The sequence below is a fragment of the Aureibacter tunicatorum genome, from assembly GCF_036492635.1.
In the GTDB taxonomy this organism is placed as follows: Bacteria; Bacteroidota; Bacteroidia; order Cytophagales; family Cyclobacteriaceae; genus Aureibacter; species Aureibacter tunicatorum.
This window is the reverse complement of the sequence record NZ_AP025305.1, coordinates 905,423-922,979: the sequence shown is the minus strand read 5'-3', so window position 1 is coordinate 922,979 and position 17,557 is coordinate 905,423. Positions and strand designations below refer to the sequence as shown.

15 protein-coding genes are annotated in these 17,557 nt (G+C 36.8%); 8 read left to right on the top strand and 7 right to left on the bottom strand.

Annotation, left to right across the window (positions count from 1 at the left end):
* Positions 1 to 2 precede the first annotated feature (2 nt).
* Both AABK36_RS04000 and AABK36_RS03995 read right to left on the bottom strand, forming a co-directional pair.
* Complete coding sequence (locus tag AABK36_RS04000) at positions 3 to 863, bottom strand: helix-turn-helix domain-containing protein (protein ID WP_309937746.1); 861 nt, start codon at positions 861 to 863, stop codon at positions 3 to 5.
* Positions 864 to 922: 59 nt separating this feature from the next.
* Entirely contained in the window at positions 923 to 2,224 is a 1,302-nt protein-coding gene (locus AABK36_RS03995) for a hypothetical protein (protein ID WP_309937744.1), read from the bottom strand.
* Positions 2,225 to 2,344: 120 nt separating this feature from the next.
* Between AABK36_RS03995 and AABK36_RS03990 the strand changes: the two genes are divergently transcribed.
* From AABK36_RS03990 to AABK36_RS03975, 4 genes are all read left to right on the top strand, one after another.
* Complete coding sequence (locus AABK36_RS03990) at positions 2,345 to 4,090, top strand: hypothetical protein (protein WP_309937743.1); 1,746 nt, start codon at positions 2,345 to 2,347, stop codon at positions 4,088 to 4,090.
* Positions 4,087 to 4,479: a hypothetical protein gene (locus tag AABK36_RS03985; RefSeq protein ID WP_309937742.1), complete on the top strand. Its 393-nt coding sequence runs from the start codon at positions 4,087 to 4,089 to the stop codon at positions 4,477 to 4,479. Before AABK36_RS03990 ends, AABK36_RS03985 begins: the two co-directional genes overlap by 4 nt.
* A 68-nt stretch (positions 4,480 to 4,547) precedes the next feature.
* Positions 4,548 to 5,870 (top strand): hypothetical protein, encoded by a 1,323-nt coding sequence (locus tag AABK36_RS03980; protein ID WP_309937741.1) that lies wholly within the window; start codon positions 4,548 to 4,550, stop codon positions 5,868 to 5,870.
* 127 nt (positions 5,871 to 5,997) lie between these two features.
* Positions 5,998 to 6,633 carry an outer membrane beta-barrel protein gene (locus AABK36_RS03975; protein WP_309937740.1) on the top strand — a complete coding sequence of 212 codons (636 nt, stop codon included), beginning with the start codon at positions 5,998 to 6,000 and terminating at the stop codon, positions 6,631 to 6,633.
* Positions 6,634 to 6,733: 100 nt separating this feature from the next.
* On the opposite strand, the gene AABK36_RS03970 is transcribed toward AABK36_RS03975, so the two are convergent.
* Positions 6,734 to 8,443 carry an aromatic amino acid hydroxylase gene (locus AABK36_RS03970; RefSeq protein WP_309937739.1) on the bottom strand — a complete coding sequence of 570 codons (1,710 nt, stop codon included), beginning with the start codon at positions 8,441 to 8,443 and terminating at the stop codon, positions 6,734 to 6,736.
* Between the two features lie 176 nt (positions 8,444 to 8,619).
* Between AABK36_RS03970 and AABK36_RS03965 the strand changes: the two genes are divergently transcribed.
* Entirely contained in the window at positions 8,620 to 9,006 is a 387-nt protein-coding gene (locus AABK36_RS03965; RefSeq protein WP_309937738.1) for a 7(1) septoil knot domain-containing protein, read from the top strand.
* A 131-nt stretch (positions 9,007 to 9,137) separates the two neighbouring features.
* The gene (gene yfcE, locus AABK36_RS03960) at positions 9,138 to 9,695 is read left to right on the top strand and encodes a phosphodiesterase (RefSeq protein ID WP_309937736.1); all 558 of its coding nucleotides are present in this window, start codon (positions 9,138 to 9,140) and stop codon (positions 9,693 to 9,695) included.
* Positions 9,696 to 9,755: 60 nt separating this feature from the next.
* Here the strand turns inward: yfcE and AABK36_RS03955 are convergent, their stop codons facing one another.
* From AABK36_RS03955 to AABK36_RS03945, 3 genes are all read right to left on the bottom strand, one after another.
* Positions 9,756 to 11,288: a hypothetical protein gene (locus AABK36_RS03955; protein ID WP_309937735.1), complete on the bottom strand. Its 1,533-nt coding sequence runs from the start codon at positions 11,286 to 11,288 to the stop codon at positions 9,756 to 9,758.
* A gap of 140 nt (positions 11,289 to 11,428) precedes the next feature.
* On the bottom strand, positions 11,429 to 12,316 hold the full coding sequence (locus tag AABK36_RS03950) for a hypothetical protein (RefSeq protein ID WP_309937734.1): 888 nt from the start codon (positions 12,314 to 12,316) through the stop codon (positions 11,429 to 11,431).
* 63 nt (positions 12,317 to 12,379) lie between these two features.
* Positions 12,380 to 13,684: a hypothetical protein gene (locus tag AABK36_RS03945; protein ID WP_309937733.1), complete on the bottom strand. Its 1,305-nt coding sequence runs from the start codon at positions 13,682 to 13,684 to the stop codon at positions 12,380 to 12,382.
* A gap of 92 nt (positions 13,685 to 13,776) precedes the next feature.
* Between AABK36_RS03945 and AABK36_RS03940 the strand changes: the two genes are divergently transcribed.
* Positions 13,777 to 15,057 carry a hypothetical protein gene (locus AABK36_RS03940; RefSeq protein WP_309937732.1) on the top strand — a complete coding sequence of 427 codons (1,281 nt, stop codon included), beginning with the start codon at positions 13,777 to 13,779 and terminating at the stop codon, positions 15,055 to 15,057.
* Here AABK36_RS03940 and AABK36_RS03935 read toward each other — a convergent pair whose 3' ends face one another.
* On the bottom strand, positions 15,058 to 16,146 hold the full coding sequence (locus AABK36_RS03935) for an FAD-dependent monooxygenase (RefSeq protein WP_309937731.1): 1,089 nt from the start codon (positions 16,144 to 16,146) through the stop codon (positions 15,058 to 15,060).
* A 253-nt stretch (positions 16,147 to 16,399) separates the two neighbouring features.
* Between AABK36_RS03935 and AABK36_RS03930 the strand changes: the two genes are divergently transcribed.
* Complete coding sequence (locus AABK36_RS03930) at positions 16,400 to 17,440, top strand: helix-turn-helix domain-containing protein (protein ID WP_309937730.1); 1,041 nt, start codon at positions 16,400 to 16,402, stop codon at positions 17,438 to 17,440.
* Positions 17,441 to 17,557 lie beyond the last annotated feature (117 nt).

The following is a 17,557-nucleotide window of genomic DNA, read 5'->3' as shown; positions in this document are numbered from 1 at the left end:
AGCTACAATGAGGACATATCAATCATTTTGCGATATTCAGACGGTGAAGTATTCTCATGCTTTTTAAAAAATCTGCTGAAATAGGAAGGATCTTCAAAGCCCAATCTAACAGCAACATCCGCAACCGTAGTATCCGCAAGCATCAACAGCACTTTCGCTTCTATAATCTTAATTTTAGAAATAAGCTCCGAAGCTGAATAGCCTGTAGCCGACTTTACTGATTTGTTAAGATGGTTTGGGCTTACAGCCAGCAAAGACGCGAAGCTCGATACGCTATTTTGAGTTTCAATATGCTGATAAACCAGTTTTTTGAATTTTCTACTTAAATCTATGGCCGAGCGATTGATATTAGTCATTTCGTTATAAAGCCCATTCATTTCCAGCATTAAAGTAATCACATAAGCATTTACCATCATCAAATTTTGACGATCATGATTATACTGCCAATAAATTCTGCTGAAAATATTTTCGATAAACTTCACTGGCAAATGATTGATTTCATAAAAAGAATTGCTCCATGTATCCAAAAAATCTAAATGAAAAATCAATGAATGGTCTCCCATAGTCCCCAATACGCCTCCATCTTTTATACTTAAGACATAACCTTGGATCTCATGGGATGCTGATTCAATAGAATACGGCTTTCCTAATTGGACCACGAGCATCTGGCTCGCTTCCAAAACCAAAACTTCATAGCCTACCTTTACTGTTATGCGACCTTGATTTATAAATATAAAGCTTACCCCATCATTCTTACGAAAAGGTGTAGGCAAGGCAATAGCATCAACAAAGCTTTCGAGTGTATCACAAATATACTCATTGCCTTCTCCCAGCAAATAACTTCTATACTTTGTCAAATCCATAAATTTATATCTCCATTTTTCAACAACCTCTTCAAGATATAATAAAGCAACACTTAAAACTATTCTCCCCAAAAAGTTCCCGCTCCATCGTGCAAAGATCTGACAAACTTCAAGGTATTTATAGCGAAATCTCTTGTTTGTTGCATGTTTATACGGCCTTGGCACCCTCTGAACTCAATAATTGGAGCAGGCAAACCCTGCACCATGTCCACTTGTTCCCCCATAGCTCCCAGAGATTCCAGCTCATAAGCTCTGAATCTATTTGGAAAATGCCTTTCCGTCAAATAATCGACCCCCTCCGTCATGCCGACAAGCCATTTCCTTTTTGAAAGATCTTTGAGTATTTGATGAAATATAGGTTTTTCTTTTCTGAAAATTCCTCGGGTAAAAAATGGCATATCCAATCTTCGTTGATCCTGTGGCAAAGTATTTTCTATCATTTCCAGCCACAGTTCTCCGTCATTTTCTTTCAAAACCTGTTGCTCCACCTCGGGAAGCATTTTAAACATTGTCGCAAAGTCTGTGCGAGCCAACAAAGACGTAAAACCCTTAGCGTAAATCTCCGAACCGCTATTGCCGCAGATAAGATATGTCAATACCAAAGACACAAAACCTATGAATGTAGAGCTTACTGGCTCATTGATAATGGTTTCCAACATTCTGGCGAGCTCGAAAGCTATATCCGCTATTTTTCGCAATATAAAAGCATGGGATGCCTTTTCGCTATTATCTCCTTTATCTCTCATCAATGCCATCAATCCCGGTTTCTTCTTTTCTTTGACGAAATCCGGATCTCCCGGCTCATGCTGTCCCAAGTGAAAATATAAATCCGTCAACTTATCCAACCTTATGCCAGCGGTAGCCTGAGGCACACATGTCGGCAATGCTTTATCTCTGAATAATACATTGGCTTGCTGGTCAATCAAATGTCCTGTCTTGATAGGCACATTCTTAAGCGCAACCGCATTTTCTCCAATCATTGGCTTGGACTCTGTCTGCAGCACAGCATTTAAAAATTCTTCAATCTGATCCATTACGTTACTGAGCTGAACAAGCCCGTTTTCATCTTCTTCGAAGGGTTTTGTAATGATCTCAACATAAGATTCTCTAGTGGAAAAAGTATCCGCTGTTGTTTTCCAAAATTCCGCTTCATGCACACAATCGCCTTTCTTGTACATCTGCTTAGCCAATATTTCAGCATCCGTCTCATGCGGGTGCTTCTCAACTGTCTTGAAAAGTATCCATGGACAATATCCAAATTCAAAACCAACAGCTCTTTGCACCACAGGATTATCGCCAGCCAACTTCGAGTTCGTCTGGCTATTTTTTTTGCTTATCTTACGATCCTGTTGCGCATACATAACATATAAAACTGCTTCATTTACGCATTGTTAAATTTCCAACTGTTAAATATCCCCATTTTCAGGGATGCCAATCTTCATATGTTTTTTAATCTTTAGGCTATCTATATTCGACTTATCATGGACATTAAGCAAATTTTCTCAGAAAAGAACCTCAAGGCATTTATCCAAGAGATGAACGCCCAAAAGCCAGACGGTTTTCTTGTCATGAATTCATTGAGTCGAACAGAAAAAAATGGAAAAGCTCTGGATTTTCTCGATGATTATGAGAGAACTATAGAAAAGTACTTCGAAAAATTAACCTTTGGTTACAGCTCGCTAGAACGTGAAAAAACTCAATTGATTTTCATCAAAGAGACTTATAAAATCATGGAAAAAGAACTGTTTCTATGGAAATCATACTTGTCCATCAGAGCAGATATTTTTCTTTTGTATTTGAATACAGAGCCTGAAAAAATTGAAAATGCATTTTTATCCAAACTTGATGAACTGTCCGGCATAGAGGACTTCGACAATATGGCTTTTATTGGCCACAATATTCTTGATCTAAACAAAAAAGAAACCCGAAAAGAATATGCAGCGACTTACTCCTCTGCCATTTATCAAGCATTGATAGATGTACATTATAATAAATTAGGAGACCATCCAATTGAGCTATTGAATGACCTTCTTAAAGCACTTGAAGAGGTTGAAAAATACAGCGAAAGCAACCCTTATTTTCATCACGAAAGATTGATGATCTACAGATCACTAGCTGACGCGCATAATGATTTGGCTAATAAAAACATAGCCATAGAACATGCTTTGGAGCAATTTAATCATTGGGAAGACATAAAAGACTCGCAATATCATTCTCAAAAAGCCATGACTTTGTTTGAGCAACTTCAAATCAATAAAAATTTTGAGACTAAACCTATCGAAGCAGTGCTCAAGAAGCTTCACCATGCATATCTGCTGGATAAAAATCATCATGCATGCGAGTATTTTACAATCAAATACACTTTGCATAGCCTAAAAATCACAAATTTCGCAGACATACAAAAGCTTCTCAGTAAGTATGAACAATTGTATTTTGAGCTGTCTATTGAAAAAGACGAATTGGAAATTGTCCAATGGGTTTCTGAAATGAAACGAGCTTTGGAATGGAAAAAAAACCAGCTCCCCAGCAAATTCATCACTGAGGAATATGACCATATGCGAAGCCTTATGAGTCGATTTATAGATTATGATTCTTCCAATGAGAATTGCAGTAAACTTGCCAACGCTTTCTCACTCTTATCAAAAGAAACACATGATCTGAATTTGCAAGAGACTTATTTGAATCAATCAAAAAAATACTACGAACAACTTCTAAGCACCAAATCAAAAAGCTTTTACGATGTTAGCAATTATGTCACGGTAATAAAACAACTGATCAAAATAAAACGCGCCTTAGCAGCTAATCCCCATATTGAAAATTATATTGAATTAATATTGCATGAGTTGGAAAATCTAAATAATGATTCCAATGATTTTTCAAATACTATATTCTGTGCTGAAACCTATCTTTTTATTTTTGAAAATAGCTCATCATATAAGAATAACAACCTCCTCGACAAAGCTGAAGCATATTATAATGGCGGCAAAGATTTAGGTAACGATCATTTTACACAACCATATTATGGACTAGCCAAGATTGCCATCTTGAGAGGGGATCTCCTTCTTAGCCAAAAAATACTAAAGACATGCGATGAGATATTTTCCAATGAATACCATGCTCATGAATTTAAAGAATGCCTCGACGATTCCGTTTTTTCACCACTATCTTCATTCATTAAAAGCTTGCATTCAAGCAGACAAAAAACGATCAAATCATTAGGCTTATGATCGCATTTTTCACTCAGTATTATTTCGAACAAGGTTTAGCTTTTGCCTCTATCATCGTTATCATTATACTAGTAACACGATTCAATGCTATGAACACTATGTTTTATGGAGCTCATGTCTTTATGCTTTGGACTTGTTATGCAACCATACTATGCATATTCCCGCCTGTTCCTATTGTTTATGCCCTCAAAATGGTAGGCTTGCTTTCAACAGCTTTTTTCATCTATATTTTCCTATGGGGGATTTCAGAAAAAATATCAACCTATTTTAACATAAGCCACCATTATAATGGAGAAGGATTCATGTACGCATTCCTGCCTATGTACTTCTTGATTTTTTGCGTGCTTTTGGGTTCTGCGCTCAAGATGTTAGCATACCTTATCTTCTAAAGAATAACGAACAAAACAGATGCTTCATAATTAATATACTATTAAGACTTGTATGATAAAAGTAGTGAATGTACCTACACACCAATCAAAATAAAGCATCAACAAAAGCTAGAGCCATTGGTTCGGGAGGTATTGCAAAATCAGCTGTTGGTTCCTCTTCTCCTGTCATGCAATGTCTCATGAGTCCAGGACAATTTATCGTCCAGACCAACCCGATAGCTTTCGGACCTTTTCAAAGAGCTCAAATTCCACAATTAGGTGCCATTGAAAGACTTCTGGCCCAGTACATTCTTTTTGAGAAATATTTAGATGAAAAAAGCGTATTCAAAAGACTTCATCTGCTGACAGAACTTGAAAGCCAAATTTCTCAACTTTACCATTCTAGGCCTATTAAAGTGAGCGAAGGAGGTAATACATATCCGCCGGCATTATTCACTATTCTTACTCTTTATGACGATGTCAACAGGGAGTTTGAACTTTTAATAGCGATCAGCATCCGACGAAAATATGACCTTTGGACTCCACAATGGCAAACGCTTGAAGATTGGAAAGGCAATGGCCCATTTCCAGAGGGAGAAAACCTTTGGACATATTTCCAAAAAGCGAATGAAATATGGCGAGAAATCACCGATGATAAAGAACTAGCCGACCTTAGCGAAGCTTCCAGCGAGCAACTTGATTTATCCGCCGAAGCAACTGTGGATGACTTTTTCCAAAGCGGGAATGAGACTGCATCTGCCACTACTGACGATATTGCTCCATTAGCTAAGCCAGAGAATGTTCGCAAAAAACGCAAAAGTGTTCGTTTCACATTGCCTATGGAACATGTGGACTTGGCTGATAATGAAATCACCACGATGCAATATCGATCGAAACTGAGCATGAAAAAACATGGCGAAGCTTCTCGGGCAAAGCACCCTCAAAAAGCCGCTAGAAGAATCGAAGATATCAAGAAGGCTAACAAAATGTATGAAATGGGCACGGAAATATTGCCTCCCAGACCACTTAAAGTAGTATCCAAAGCTCGAAAAGAACTGCCAGCCCCTGATTTTAATGAACGTATGCATGCCTTGCATGCTCGAATGTTGTTTTTCCGAAAAGGATTCGAAATACTTGAGCAGATGGACAAGGTATCGATAAAAGCCGCAAATCCTTTTGTCACGGATGCCAGCGAAAAACATAGCACTCCTGCCTCAAGCTCATTCTTTGCCACCTCATTGCACAATGGACAAAAATCCTATTCTTTCGCGCCTCCTTGGATATCATACACAAGCCATTTGCATAGTACTTTTTCCCAAGACAGCAGTACTGACTTTGAAAATGTAATCCGGTTGGAAGGAGATTTTCCAAAACGTGAAGACATTCCGTTAACTCCTAAAGAATTAGCGTAAAGCCCCACTACGCAACCAATTCAAAATCATACTATTAATAAATTTAATTACAATAAATTCAAACAATTAATTGATAATTAAAATTTAACCAATAATTTTACAACACTAAAACTAAACAAAACACAAAATGAAAAAATTATTTTTACTAGCCGCTGGTCTATTCTTGTCAGCTACAAGTTTTGCTCAAATCGAAAAAGGGAAAGTCAGTCTAGGTGGCACTGTAGGATTTAGCATTTCCGAATCTTCTATGATAAATTATGATTATTACATGGATGAAGTATCTACAGAAAAGACTCAACTGTTCCAGCTATTGCCAAGCTTTGGATATTTTGTTTCAGATAATGTTTCTTTAGGTGTGACTACTGGAGTTATGTTTGAAAAAAGCTCACAAAAAGGGTCAGAAGTTGAATACAAAGACAGAATAATTGCTTTTGGCCCAACAGTAAGATACTACAAAATGATCAATGAGAATTTTGGATTTTTTGGACAAGGCCAATTTCTATATACAAGCACTCAATCCTGGGCTTCAAATATTAATGCCAGTGGCCACGATAGTGACAAACTAAAAATCAATGGCCTAAGAATTGGAATTACGCCGGGAATCACATACTTCGTAAGCAAATCAGTCGCTTTAGAAGCATCATATGGTTTCTTTGGCTATACGCAATCAAAAGTTAAAGACGAAGAAGATATTAAAGACACGGAATTCGGTCTTAATCTTGATACCTCATCCCTAACATTTGGTTTCCAATTTTATTTTTAAAAATTAGAAATTATCACGACTTGTACGCATACTATTTAATGTTTTCACTCAGAAATAGAAAGCTTTAAAATAACTGAACATGTCGTGATAAACGCCCATTTTAATAGATTCTCAATGCTAACCCCTTTTCTATTAAAACTCTATAATCATCATTCTTAGCCAACTCCAAAAGTTTATTTTTCACTATATCTTTAAAATTGTCATTGCTTGCGCCTATCAACTCATAAAGCTCAAGTATAATCAGCCAGTCCTTAGGAGCATTTTCAATGGATGCATTAAATATCTCCTTTAACCTTTTTAAATCAATTGAATGGTTTAGCCGCATTTCTCGCAATTCTTTATAAAAAACAAAATGCTTTTTCTCCGCTACACTGTGTTCCGGCAATGGCGGCATTGAAACAATAGGTTCATATTCTTCAAAAGTATTCTTATCTACGACTCCCGCATAAACAGAATTCACTTTGTTCCCAAATAGCAATGTACAGCCTTCGCCTTCCAAACTCTTTACTCCATGGTTATAAATATAATGTTGACTTGCTTCAATAACCAATAATACTCCTTGATGAATTATTGTATTTTCAATGTTGCCTTCGAATGACATACCGGAGTCATAATGAAGTTCTATACGGTCTCCTGATTTCAGTTCTTGATGTAAAAGCTTCAAATCTTTAAAGGCATCATTTACAACACATTGAATAACAATACCTAAGGGAGATCGAACCTTACTTGCTTTCTTCAACATTTGATTTTCAACAGATAATACTACTCTATCTCGTGATTCAATATAAACCGGTTTTCCTTCAAAGCTTATCATATTAGCAAATTCTCCGGTTATTTGCAGCAAATGATCCAATTCTAAAGTACCTATATCTTTTGAATCTATAAGTTTGCCCAATCCACATACTCCTCCTGTAGATATTGCCATCCGTGCAGCAAACTCCTCCAGCAACTGTTCCAATGATTCAAAATCCTTAATAACATTAAGTTTTTTTTGATGTTGTGTCGGATCAAAATCATCATTGTAAACCCCCAAAGTATATGGTCTTTTTTCAACATCATGACTCAGGCTTTTATAGCTTTCCCCAATGGACGACAACAAACCCGCTCCATATATTTTTGGAGTACCTAAAGAACCTACAAGACCATATTCCAATGTATACCAATGAAGTCTTCGTACTTTTTCCATCTCTGACACTTCTGAAAACGAAGCTTTTAGATAATCGATTAATCCAGACACTTGATTAATCTCTTGCGCATTTGTAGACTTTTCCTCTTTAAGGATCGACAGCTTATTAAGCGCATCATGCAATTCGCTATCTAATCGCGAAGAAAAAGCTCTGGTGCCTAATTTTCCAAAATATCGCATCAGCCTCTCTATTGGCGAAAATGCAACACATGGCCCGTGACCTAAAATATCATGAATCAAATCAGGATAAGGAGTATACTTCAAATGTTGAAGCGTGCGAACACATGTGGCCACTACCAATATCTTTTCACTATGAAATTCTAAAAAGGTTTTGGTTGTGATAAATGCATTGATGCATACCGCATTCCATCCATAGGGATTTACAGCATTATTCACCTGTTCTATCCTTGGTATTCGATCTATTGGCAAGTTCATTTTTTTCAATGCAGGCAAGAAAAACTCATGCGCATAGTCTGAAGCATATTGAAGAGTCATCCTCATTACATATCTCCATTTCGCATGATCCAATTCAGTGTATGAATCGTAAGACTGATCTATCACAAATTTTTGCAAATGCAGAGGCAATCGTTCTTTTATTTCTTTTTGACTCAATATATTATTCATTGCAATGCTCAATTATTATAACATAATAAGCAACTCAAAGCCATTAGAGTTTTAATCAATTGGGCGTATGAATTCTATGTGCGGACGAAGAGCAAATAATTTTATTTTGACATGTCAATAAAAAAATCTTAGCTATATTCACTCTGGATTATTTTTCCAACCCTATTATTTTAAACATGAAAAAAACAGCTATCACTTTTCTTTTATTTTTATCAGTCTTATCATCTTACGCTAATTCCAATTCTGAAAATGAGAGTCGCTCAATATCAGATTTAAGCGAAGAGGAAAAAAAAGAAGCTATTCTCCACTATCTTTCTTCAGGCGACTGCGAGTGGAATGGCATCAAACTTTATGGGAAAGTCAAATTCGTTGATAGCTTTCCAGACATCAAAATAAAATATGTGGATAGTTTTCCCGACATCAAAGTTAAGTTCGTAAACTCATTTCCTGACAAATGCGGCAAATGGCAAGTTGTTGAAAGCTTTCCGGACATTAAAATTCAAGTAGTTGAAAGTTTCCCAGACCTTAAAGTAAAAGTTGTAGACAGCTTTCCAGGCATGTAAAGGAAACAATGCCGAAACGAACAAGCAACAGTAATCATTAAGCAACTTTTTCCAATGAGCCAACGTCTTTCATTAATGGCAATCATATCCACATTTTTTATAATTGCATAAGTTCACAAACCTTATTTATCATGAAAATCATATTCGTTTCGGACATACATGGCTCCTTGAGCAGGTTGGAAAAAGTCGCGGAATTCATCAAATCAGAAAACCCCGATAACATAGTCATGTTGGGGGATGCTTTATATCATGGGCCACGCAATCCATTGCCTGAAGAATACAATCCCTCTGCCGTTGCTCTATTGCTCAATCAATTCAAAGACAAAATCACTGCTGTAAGAGGAAATTGCGACAGCGAAGTGGATCAAATGCTCATTGACTATCCAATGATGGCCGATTATTCACAACTTTTCATAGATGGCAAAAAATGGTTTGCAACTCACGGACATTTATACCAACCTGAATCATCGTTTCCGTCGCAAGAATCATTCGATGTATTTATCTCAGGCCATACGCATTTGCCCGTATTGCATGAACAAGATGGCAAAATCATCTTCAATCCGGGATCAATTAGTCTTCCCAAAGGTGGCAACGAGCCCACATTCGGGATGTATGAAAACCTGACATTCAAACTTATGTCACTAGAAGGAGAACCGCTGGAGCAATTAGAAATAATAAATCAAAAATAAATCAAAAAACCCGCATCTATAAAGTTTGCGGGTTCTAAATATTTACTGATTCAAAATAAGTTATAATACTTCATTAACTATATTTAGCCGTTCTTTCAACTCTGGAAAATCTTCACAATACTTCATACCTTTTTTCAATATGCTTTTGGCTACGTTAAGTTTTCCTTTTCTATAATAGTATGCACCAGCTTCAGCGAATGCCATGCCCACCCACTTTTCTTGAAAATCAATATCTTTTTTCAACAGCTCTTCCAATTCTTCCAAAGATTTACTCCCTTTGACACCTTCGTTAGAATGAAAGTACGTTCCAGTCATATATGCTAAATTATTCAACCTAAGAGATATAATCTGATCATTTTCATTCAAAAATGAATATTCCTCAAGATAATCTAATATCAAATCATTAAGCCTCTTTCCTGACTTTCCTTCAATCTTAGACCTTACACAAGATATAATAATAGACTTAGCATTTACATTTTTTGGATTTACACCAAGCAAAGAATCTGCATAAATTAAAGCTTTGTCATAATTCGCGGTATGAAAATGATAACGGGCAAAAGTATATAACGTTGACTTCACGACCTTTTCTTTGAGTTCTCCAGAATCTAATTCATTAACAAAGTATTTATAAACTTCCTCAACTCTTTGTTCCTCGGCATTATCAATTAAATTTTTTTCTAGAAAACTCTGATAATTAAATAACACATAGTTTTTAGACGCTTCATCGTTTCTAATTCTAGCAAAATGAGACATCAATATAAAATCCCTTTCAGACTCAAATTTCAAATCTTGTATCAAATTTGTCAATAAAACGGCTTGAAGGTATTCAAACCTGTCCGTTTTCTTTATTATTAGAGCTTTTTCAATCGCATTAAATGCCTTTTCATATTCTTTATTACCTAACTCTTCTATTGCATAATTATAATATTGAAAAGCTCCTAAAGTAAATAAATCTACATTGCTCTTTTCATAATAATTCTCTTCAAAGACAACATTTACTCCTTTTCTTGATACTTCAGAAGCCTCTACAAACTTCAATTCCACCAAGCCATTGACATATTCCTGCTTTATTTTATCGCTTGGAGCTAAAAACCCACCTCCCGGCAATGTCGTTTCCAGCAAAATACTCTCCTGATTAGGGTAAAGTACTAAATACACGTGAGAGGGAGCTTCTTTTATATGATATGGAATTTCCAATCTCTCACAAACTTCAGCATAAAGCGCAGTCCCTGTCACACAATTATATATGCCTTGAGAAAATATTTGATCAAAATATGCTGACTCATTATATACTCTAAAAAAACGATCGTGTACTTCTCTAAAAAGTATTTTAGCTTTTTTCTTTTTCGGTTTATCTAAAAAACCCGATTTTTTAAGCTCTTTTACAAAAGCATCTAACTCAGACCTTCTATTTGTCAGCTTATCCTCATCAAATTCTTCGCTTTTAATGGCAAATAATAACGCTAGCGACTCTGATCTATCTTTATCAAATGAACTTAAAACCTTCTTTTCATAATCAGAATCAAACTCTATCATTTGACCATGAGCGACCTGAGTAACAATTAATAAAATTAGTAAAATTAACCTTCTCATCTATTTCAAAAATTGAACACTTAATTTAACAAAACTTAAATTTGTTCTAATTTCAGAAAAATTACAACAACATACTAGAATTGAGCCATTCAAATGAATCAAAATTAGATAATTTAATAAATTAAATATTATAATTTTAACTAAAAAATATAACTAGGAACCAGTCCTCTTACTCCCATATCAACTATTCTCTCTTCAGCGTCTTCATCCACATCCCAAAGTCCATTATTGTTATTATCCACCCATTCAAAACTCTTGTTGATTGACAAAGACAAATTCATAACAATGTCTTCCGTCTCATTTCCCGTCAATTTCAATGGGGTTTCAAAACTTCCTGTTACAACGCAAGAACCTGCTGGTATCGGAGAAGTATTGAATATTGGATTAGGCACTGTAATAGCTCCTTCAGGAACTTGGCCTGTTACTACTCCAGCCATTGATTTAAATCCCCAGAAACCTTGTTTTTTATTTTCATTTACGCTAACCGATTCATCTCCCAAATTAAACGATTCGATGTATTGATTAAAACCAACAAAACTAGCCAAAGTGCCATCAAATGGCTTTCCATTGTAGTGAAACACTATATCATAATTCTGATAGGATAATGACAATCTTACCCATTCATACGATCCCGCTGGAATATTTTCCAAAGGAATTTCCAACCAGACTTCTCCTGGGTAAACAACTTCAGACTTGGAAAACTCTATCGCATTTTCACCTCCCTTGGCTGTTTCCGGTGCATGATACAAAACCTCTCCAGCACCCAGCAAAGTATTCGCATTAGGAGCCAACTCTAAATAATGAGCGCTTATCGCATTGAACGTAGGGCTTTGAGCCGCGTGCCCTTCAGGCACATCCACAAGAGTACCTAAATTCCCCAAACGCCGCTGATCAGGATCTACCAATAATTTGACTACTAATTTTGGCTTAGCATCCAAAGAGGATTCCAAATTTTCATCACTCTTACAAGAAAAAAAGGATAATAAAATAATTAAAACGCTAAGGGGCTTTGATAAATTCATGGACATATTTGCAATATTTAATCACTAAATATACTAATTTATCCTTAAGCAACTTTAATCGTTGATTGATTATTTCCACAAAGGGCGAGTATTGGAGTGCATATACTTTCTCAAAGGCAAGCCATGTTCCTCTCTTAGCTGATTTTCGATTTGAGTCACTGCATAATGTTGTCTGGAACTTCTCCATGGCTTCAACTCCGGATTTACCTTATACTCTTGTTGTATTTCCAACTTAATAGCTTGATCTTTCATATTCACAAAGTTCATAGCTTGCGCTAATGCGGAACCATATTCAATAAACCGAGGAAATAAAACCTCATTTCCTTTCTTGAATTTAGGCGACTGCTTTGTTTCAGGCCTGCAACTTACCTCCATCCACAAATCTTCCTCGTCAATTTTATCCATGTCTCCCATTTCCATGGATGCGGCATCTCGCTTTAAGCCTGCTTCAGGCACTCTATGCACTTCCTCTCGCGTGTATGGCTTTTCATTGACAAGCACATCCGCAGTTTCATCATAAACGGAGATGTCAGTATCCTTCCATTGACTAGGAATATTAACTGCAGCCTTTTTCCTGTCAATAATGCCATGTGGCCAAGCGACAATACTCCCTATATTTTCATCAGGCACATGAAATGGCCTAACGATAAGTCCTCCTTTTTTATTTTCAAACAGATTTTCAAAGATCAATCTTCCGTATGGCGTAGTAAGCAATTTTGCATTCAGCGCCATGAACTTGACAAACAATTCCTCAGGCCATTGTTTCGATTTGGAAAATTTCTTTTTCACCCATTTTTCAAGAGCTCCCTGCCCTTGCATCAATTTATCGTGCTCCACCATTGGAGCCAACTCAATATTCGCAGCTCCTCCGACTAGTTGAGCCCAATACTCTTGAAGTTTACTGGATTTGACTGAAGACATCTTTTGCTTTGCCTCAGGCAGCCATGGAGCTTTCCCTTGCTTCAATAACTCGCTAACTAGCATCTCATGCTCTATTTGAACATCGTCCAATAACCTCATCATCAACCTTGTATGATGAGGCAAAGGTTTTTCCTCATGAATCGGATTGCTAGAATGCCATGAGTAAATGTAATGCTCCATGGAGTCCAGCATTTCAAATCTACGATAAATCTCTTCACTCCTAGGAGTTTCATGATAGGCTTTGATCATTGCGACCAAATCATATACAGGCTTCATCACGGCTTCCAAATCCAATGCATCGCCTCCTTGCACATCTACCATTCCCAATAAATCCCTTTCTTTCATCAAAGCTTGTATAGGTTGTTCATAAACAGGAGGCATTTTATACAGTCCTTCTCCTCCGGCAAACCTTTTTTTCTTTGAAATTGATGATATTTGGAAACGCTCATACATATCTACTTCTAAAATATGAGTATCAAAGCAAATGTTTGCAAAGAGTTGATATGCTTTTCACAACCACACGCCCCCTTTAGAGTTTAACAAGCATGTATGAGTTCAGGGGTTCTTCCAATAAAAGTAAAACAACCTTCCCTTCCAATTTGAATTCCGGCAAGGTAATCCAAAGAGATATTGGGTTTGAAGTGGAAGTGAAGAATTGGCGAACATGGAAACCTGCAACACCTCAAGTATATCCGGAAACCATACTAAAAAAATTCAAAACGCTACGCATACCGCATGCGGCCAAAGAAGTTATTCTCAAAGGAGAGGGCTTTGAGCTCACCGCCGATCGTCCCACCAATGAATCGGTGCCCGAATTTGTAACCACTCCTGAGCCTGAAACTCCTGAAGGACTTACTAAAACGCTCGAGACATTCAAACGCATCGAAAAAATCGTCGACATTCTTCACCAAAAAGCTGTCAAGCAAAGCGACATGCTTGTCACTATGTGTCCAATTGAAAGCCTAGGACAAAACACCAATCCAATGACCCTCTTTGACGCATCCGAAAAACCCGATTTCCATCCTCAAGCAAATGTTGGCTTGAAGCTTTCAAAAATTCCTGAAATATTCCTCAGGTCCGGAGACAATCCGCCATCATGCCCTTCAAGAGAAAGATTGACAAGAATACGCTCAGTGGATACAAAGCAAGCCAGAGAAGAGATGATGTCCATGAAATCAGCGCAATCAAGAGCGTCGGAAGCCTTAAGGCTATTTTTCAACAATCACCGAAGCTCTATGCCGTTTTCTCAACCCAGCCCCGAGCTTGTCGGCTTATGCGCTTTGATGATTCATTATATGGAATGTCCTATGATAAATTATTCCGCTTATGTCAAAAGCTATTTTCCCATCATGGCACGCACAGACTTCGCCGGAATTTTCGAGCTGTTACCACATGATGAGCAAACGTTTTTCAGGCTAGACAATGGCAAATATTTTTTGGAAATTTTCGCCTTTGGAAAATACGGTGTTGTCCAAAACACCCCGCTTGACATGAGCGAATTGTTTTTCGCCAAAGGCGTACGGCAAGGACAAGCAGGAGCTTCATGCTACGCCCTGGATCAACTAACCCGAGAGCAATGGATAAGAAACATACCTGCTGGAGTGGATATGCTCACTAGAAGACACTATCCGGGTCCTGATGAACAAAAAAATGAATTGGACACCATTGGTAGTTGGGCCAATTGCTATGACAAAGTAGGCAAGCAAAAGCAATTGGCTCCAATTTTCGAACTCAGAAGGCTTCAATACACAGACAATACAGAAGAGCTTAGCAAAGTTGCTCGAGATGTATTCTTGATCATCATGTCACTGAATAGAGACCAATAACTACTTCAATACCGCTGAATAAATTTTATCAAACATAAACTGAGGCGTTAACCTCAAACTGTTCATCACCATCTTATCCATAATAGCATTTCTTTGATGAAGCATTTTTCCAAAATACCACGATTGATGAACAACTCTATTTACCTTAGCTGATCTCTGTTGCTTATAACCCGCAATGATTTCCTCAAATTCCTTATCGGTTGCATTACTTAGCGATCCCGCCAACACATGCGCCCCTTCGATGGCCAAACAAGCTCCGTTAGCCATATTGGGAGTCATAGGATGTATGGCATCTCCAGTCAACAAGCTATTCCCCAAATGCCAACCTTTTTTGCTTCGATGGCAAGGCGCTATATCTTTCAACTCCGAAAAGTAGATTCCTTCGCTATTGTCAAGCACTTCGTGAATGACCGAATGATAATCTTTAACCCATTCTTTCAAGTCGCTCTTATCAGCCTTTGACAAGTTGTTAACATTTCCCTCCTTGATCAAGTACCAGCTGTAGCAACCCTCTCCAGAATAAATAATAGCAAAACGCAGATTTTCTCCAACAAAATCATGGTAAGAATGAACAAACCTTTTATCTAAATTGACATTTGAAATACCTCTCCAAAGCAACTGACCTGAATCCCTTAGCTTCAAATCAGGGTGCATCGACTTTCTCGCCTTTGAATCAATGCCATCAGCATATACCACCAAATCATCAGTATCAAAATCGTCAGTATATATCGCCTTGCCTGTCTTGATTCTGCTTTGATCAAGCTTGTCTACCAATAAGTCATAGAATAATTTCCTGTTAACTGACAAAGGAGGTTTGGAAATCTTCATTATAGACAGGTCATTGAGTTTTTTATCAACAAAGCAAAACTGTCTTATTTCTCCTCCAATAGCTTTTGTTTCTTCCAATACATCCCAAGATTCCAAAATCTGGAAAATATTAGAGCTGATTCCCAGGCCTACCCAGTCATAAGTAAGCGAATCATTCTTTTCAAAAAGTTTGTATTCCATCCCTGACTTTTCCAAGCCCATAGCCAGTGATATCCCCGCGATTCCTCCCCCCACAATGTTGATTGTCGTGTTGGTATTCATATGAAGAGGTTTTAATGTTTGTTTTAGCAATGACAATGTCGCTGATAAACGATAGAAAAACAACAGCTTAACATTCCTGATAATAAAAAATTCAACATGAAATATTTTAAAGAGAATGATCAAAATCGATCACAGTAAATTACGAACCCTTAAATTAACAAAAGGATAAATGACAAGTCATACCATTTAATTCAAAGATTCATATATTCATCTTTAAAATCCATTTATTATCATCAGCAATACAACTTAAACAATGATACAATTCATCATTTCCGCTACATTTTCACAATCGGCGATAGCTTGCTATTTGCTTTGGAAAAAATTGAGAAAAAATGCTCCTGAACAATATCTTATGCTTTGGTTGATCATTACCTGCATCAGCTTTCTTATCAAAATAATCTTAACCCATTTCGTATCAAAGGATTCTTTTCTTCACCTTTTCAGCGTGCCTTTATCTCTTGCCAATGGCGCTCTGCTCTACTTGTATGTGATGGAAAAAAGCCACAATTTGATATTTGAGCTTAAAGAACAATTAACCCACCTTTCCTTGTTATTTTTTGGCCTATTATTCTACGCGTTTTGTTCTATTTCTTACCATTTAACAGGTGAAGAATATTTTGTTAACACCTATCAAATATCCATTGCTATCACTACTATTGTTTCCAATACTATCTATTTAGGCTATATCCTTTACCTTAATTACTCTGATCCCAAAAAGTATGAAGCGATCAGTTGGCTCAAGTTTCCTATCATTATTTTATTAATCCCGTTTTTATTGTCGTTTAATTTTTTGCTGGGAATTGAAAAAGTCAATTTCTTCATTCGAGTTCATGGTTATTGCTCAGGTTTTGTCTTTGTGATTCTTATCGTTCAGAAGTACTTATTGCAATCCGATTCGCAAGAAATTATCAACGAAATTAAACCATCCAAATATAAAAACTCAGGATTAAAAACCGAACAAGCTCGAAACTATGTGAATCAGCTGGAAGAGCTAATGAAAAAAGAAAAACTCTATCTAAACCAAGAGCTTTCGCTTAATGATCTTGCTGAAAAACTAGACCAACCCAAACATCATCTATCAGAAGCCTTGAATACTGTATTGGAAAAAAACTTTTATCAATACACTAATGCTTACAGAGTGGAAGAAGCTCAAAAACAATTAAAAAACGGCTTCAATGAGAATATTCTTCAACTTGCCTATTCATCTGGCTTCAGTTCAAAGACCACTTTCAATACGCATTTCAAGAAAATCACGGGAATGACTCCTGTGCAATACAAAAAATCTCTTGCTTAACAATAAGAAACATTTTCATAACGCAACTTTAACACAACCATTAAACACTAAATACCAGCACATTACAAACACCAACCGATTGGTTCGCACATTATTATGTAGCAAAAAATTAGTTCG

Coding starts and splice junctions, on each gene's coding strand:
- AABK36_RS03980 (WP_309937741.1), top strand. CDS start 4,548: ATGTACCTACACACCAATCAAAATAAAGCATCAACAAAAGCTAGAGCC.
- AABK36_RS03975 (WP_309937740.1), top strand. CDS start 5,998: ATGAAAAAATTATTTTTACTAGCCGCTGGTCTATTCTTGTCAGCTACA.
- AABK36_RS03930 (WP_309937730.1), top strand. CDS start 16,400: ATGATACAATTCATCATTTCCGCTACATTTTCACAATCGGCGATAGCT.
- AABK36_RS04000 (WP_309937746.1), bottom strand. CDS start 863: ATGGATTTGACAAAGTATAGAAGTTATTTGCTGGGAGAAGGCAATGAG.
- AABK36_RS03955 (WP_309937735.1), bottom strand. CDS start 11,288: ATGAGAAGGTTAATTTTACTAATTTTATTAATTGTTACTCAGGTCGCT.
- AABK36_RS03950 (WP_309937734.1), bottom strand. CDS start 12,316: ATGTCCATGAATTTATCAAAGCCCCTTAGCGTTTTAATTATTTTATTA.
- AABK36_RS03990 (WP_309937743.1), top strand. CDS start 2,345: ATGGACATTAAGCAAATTTTCTCAGAAAAGAACCTCAAGGCATTTATC.
- AABK36_RS03995 (WP_309937744.1), bottom strand. CDS start 2,224: ATGTATGCGCAACAGGATCGTAAGATAAGCAAAAAAAATAGCCAGACG.
- AABK36_RS03945 (WP_309937733.1), bottom strand. CDS start 13,684: ATGTATGAGCGTTTCCAAATATCATCAATTTCAAAGAAAAAAAGGTTT.
- yfcE (WP_309937736.1), top strand. CDS start 9,138: ATGAAAATCATATTCGTTTCGGACATACATGGCTCCTTGAGCAGGTTG.
- AABK36_RS03970 (WP_309937739.1), bottom strand. CDS start 8,443: ATGAATAATATATTGAGTCAAAAAGAAATAAAAGAACGATTGCCTCTG.
- AABK36_RS03940 (WP_309937732.1), top strand. CDS start 13,777: ATGTATGAGTTCAGGGGTTCTTCCAATAAAAGTAAAACAACCTTCCCT.
- AABK36_RS03935 (WP_309937731.1), bottom strand. CDS start 16,146: ATGAATACCAACACGACAATCAACATTGTGGGGGGAGGAATCGCGGGG.
- AABK36_RS03985 (WP_309937742.1), top strand. CDS start 4,087: ATGATCGCATTTTTCACTCAGTATTATTTCGAACAAGGTTTAGCTTTT.
- AABK36_RS03965 (WP_309937738.1), top strand. CDS start 8,620: ATGAAAAAAACAGCTATCACTTTTCTTTTATTTTTATCAGTCTTATCA.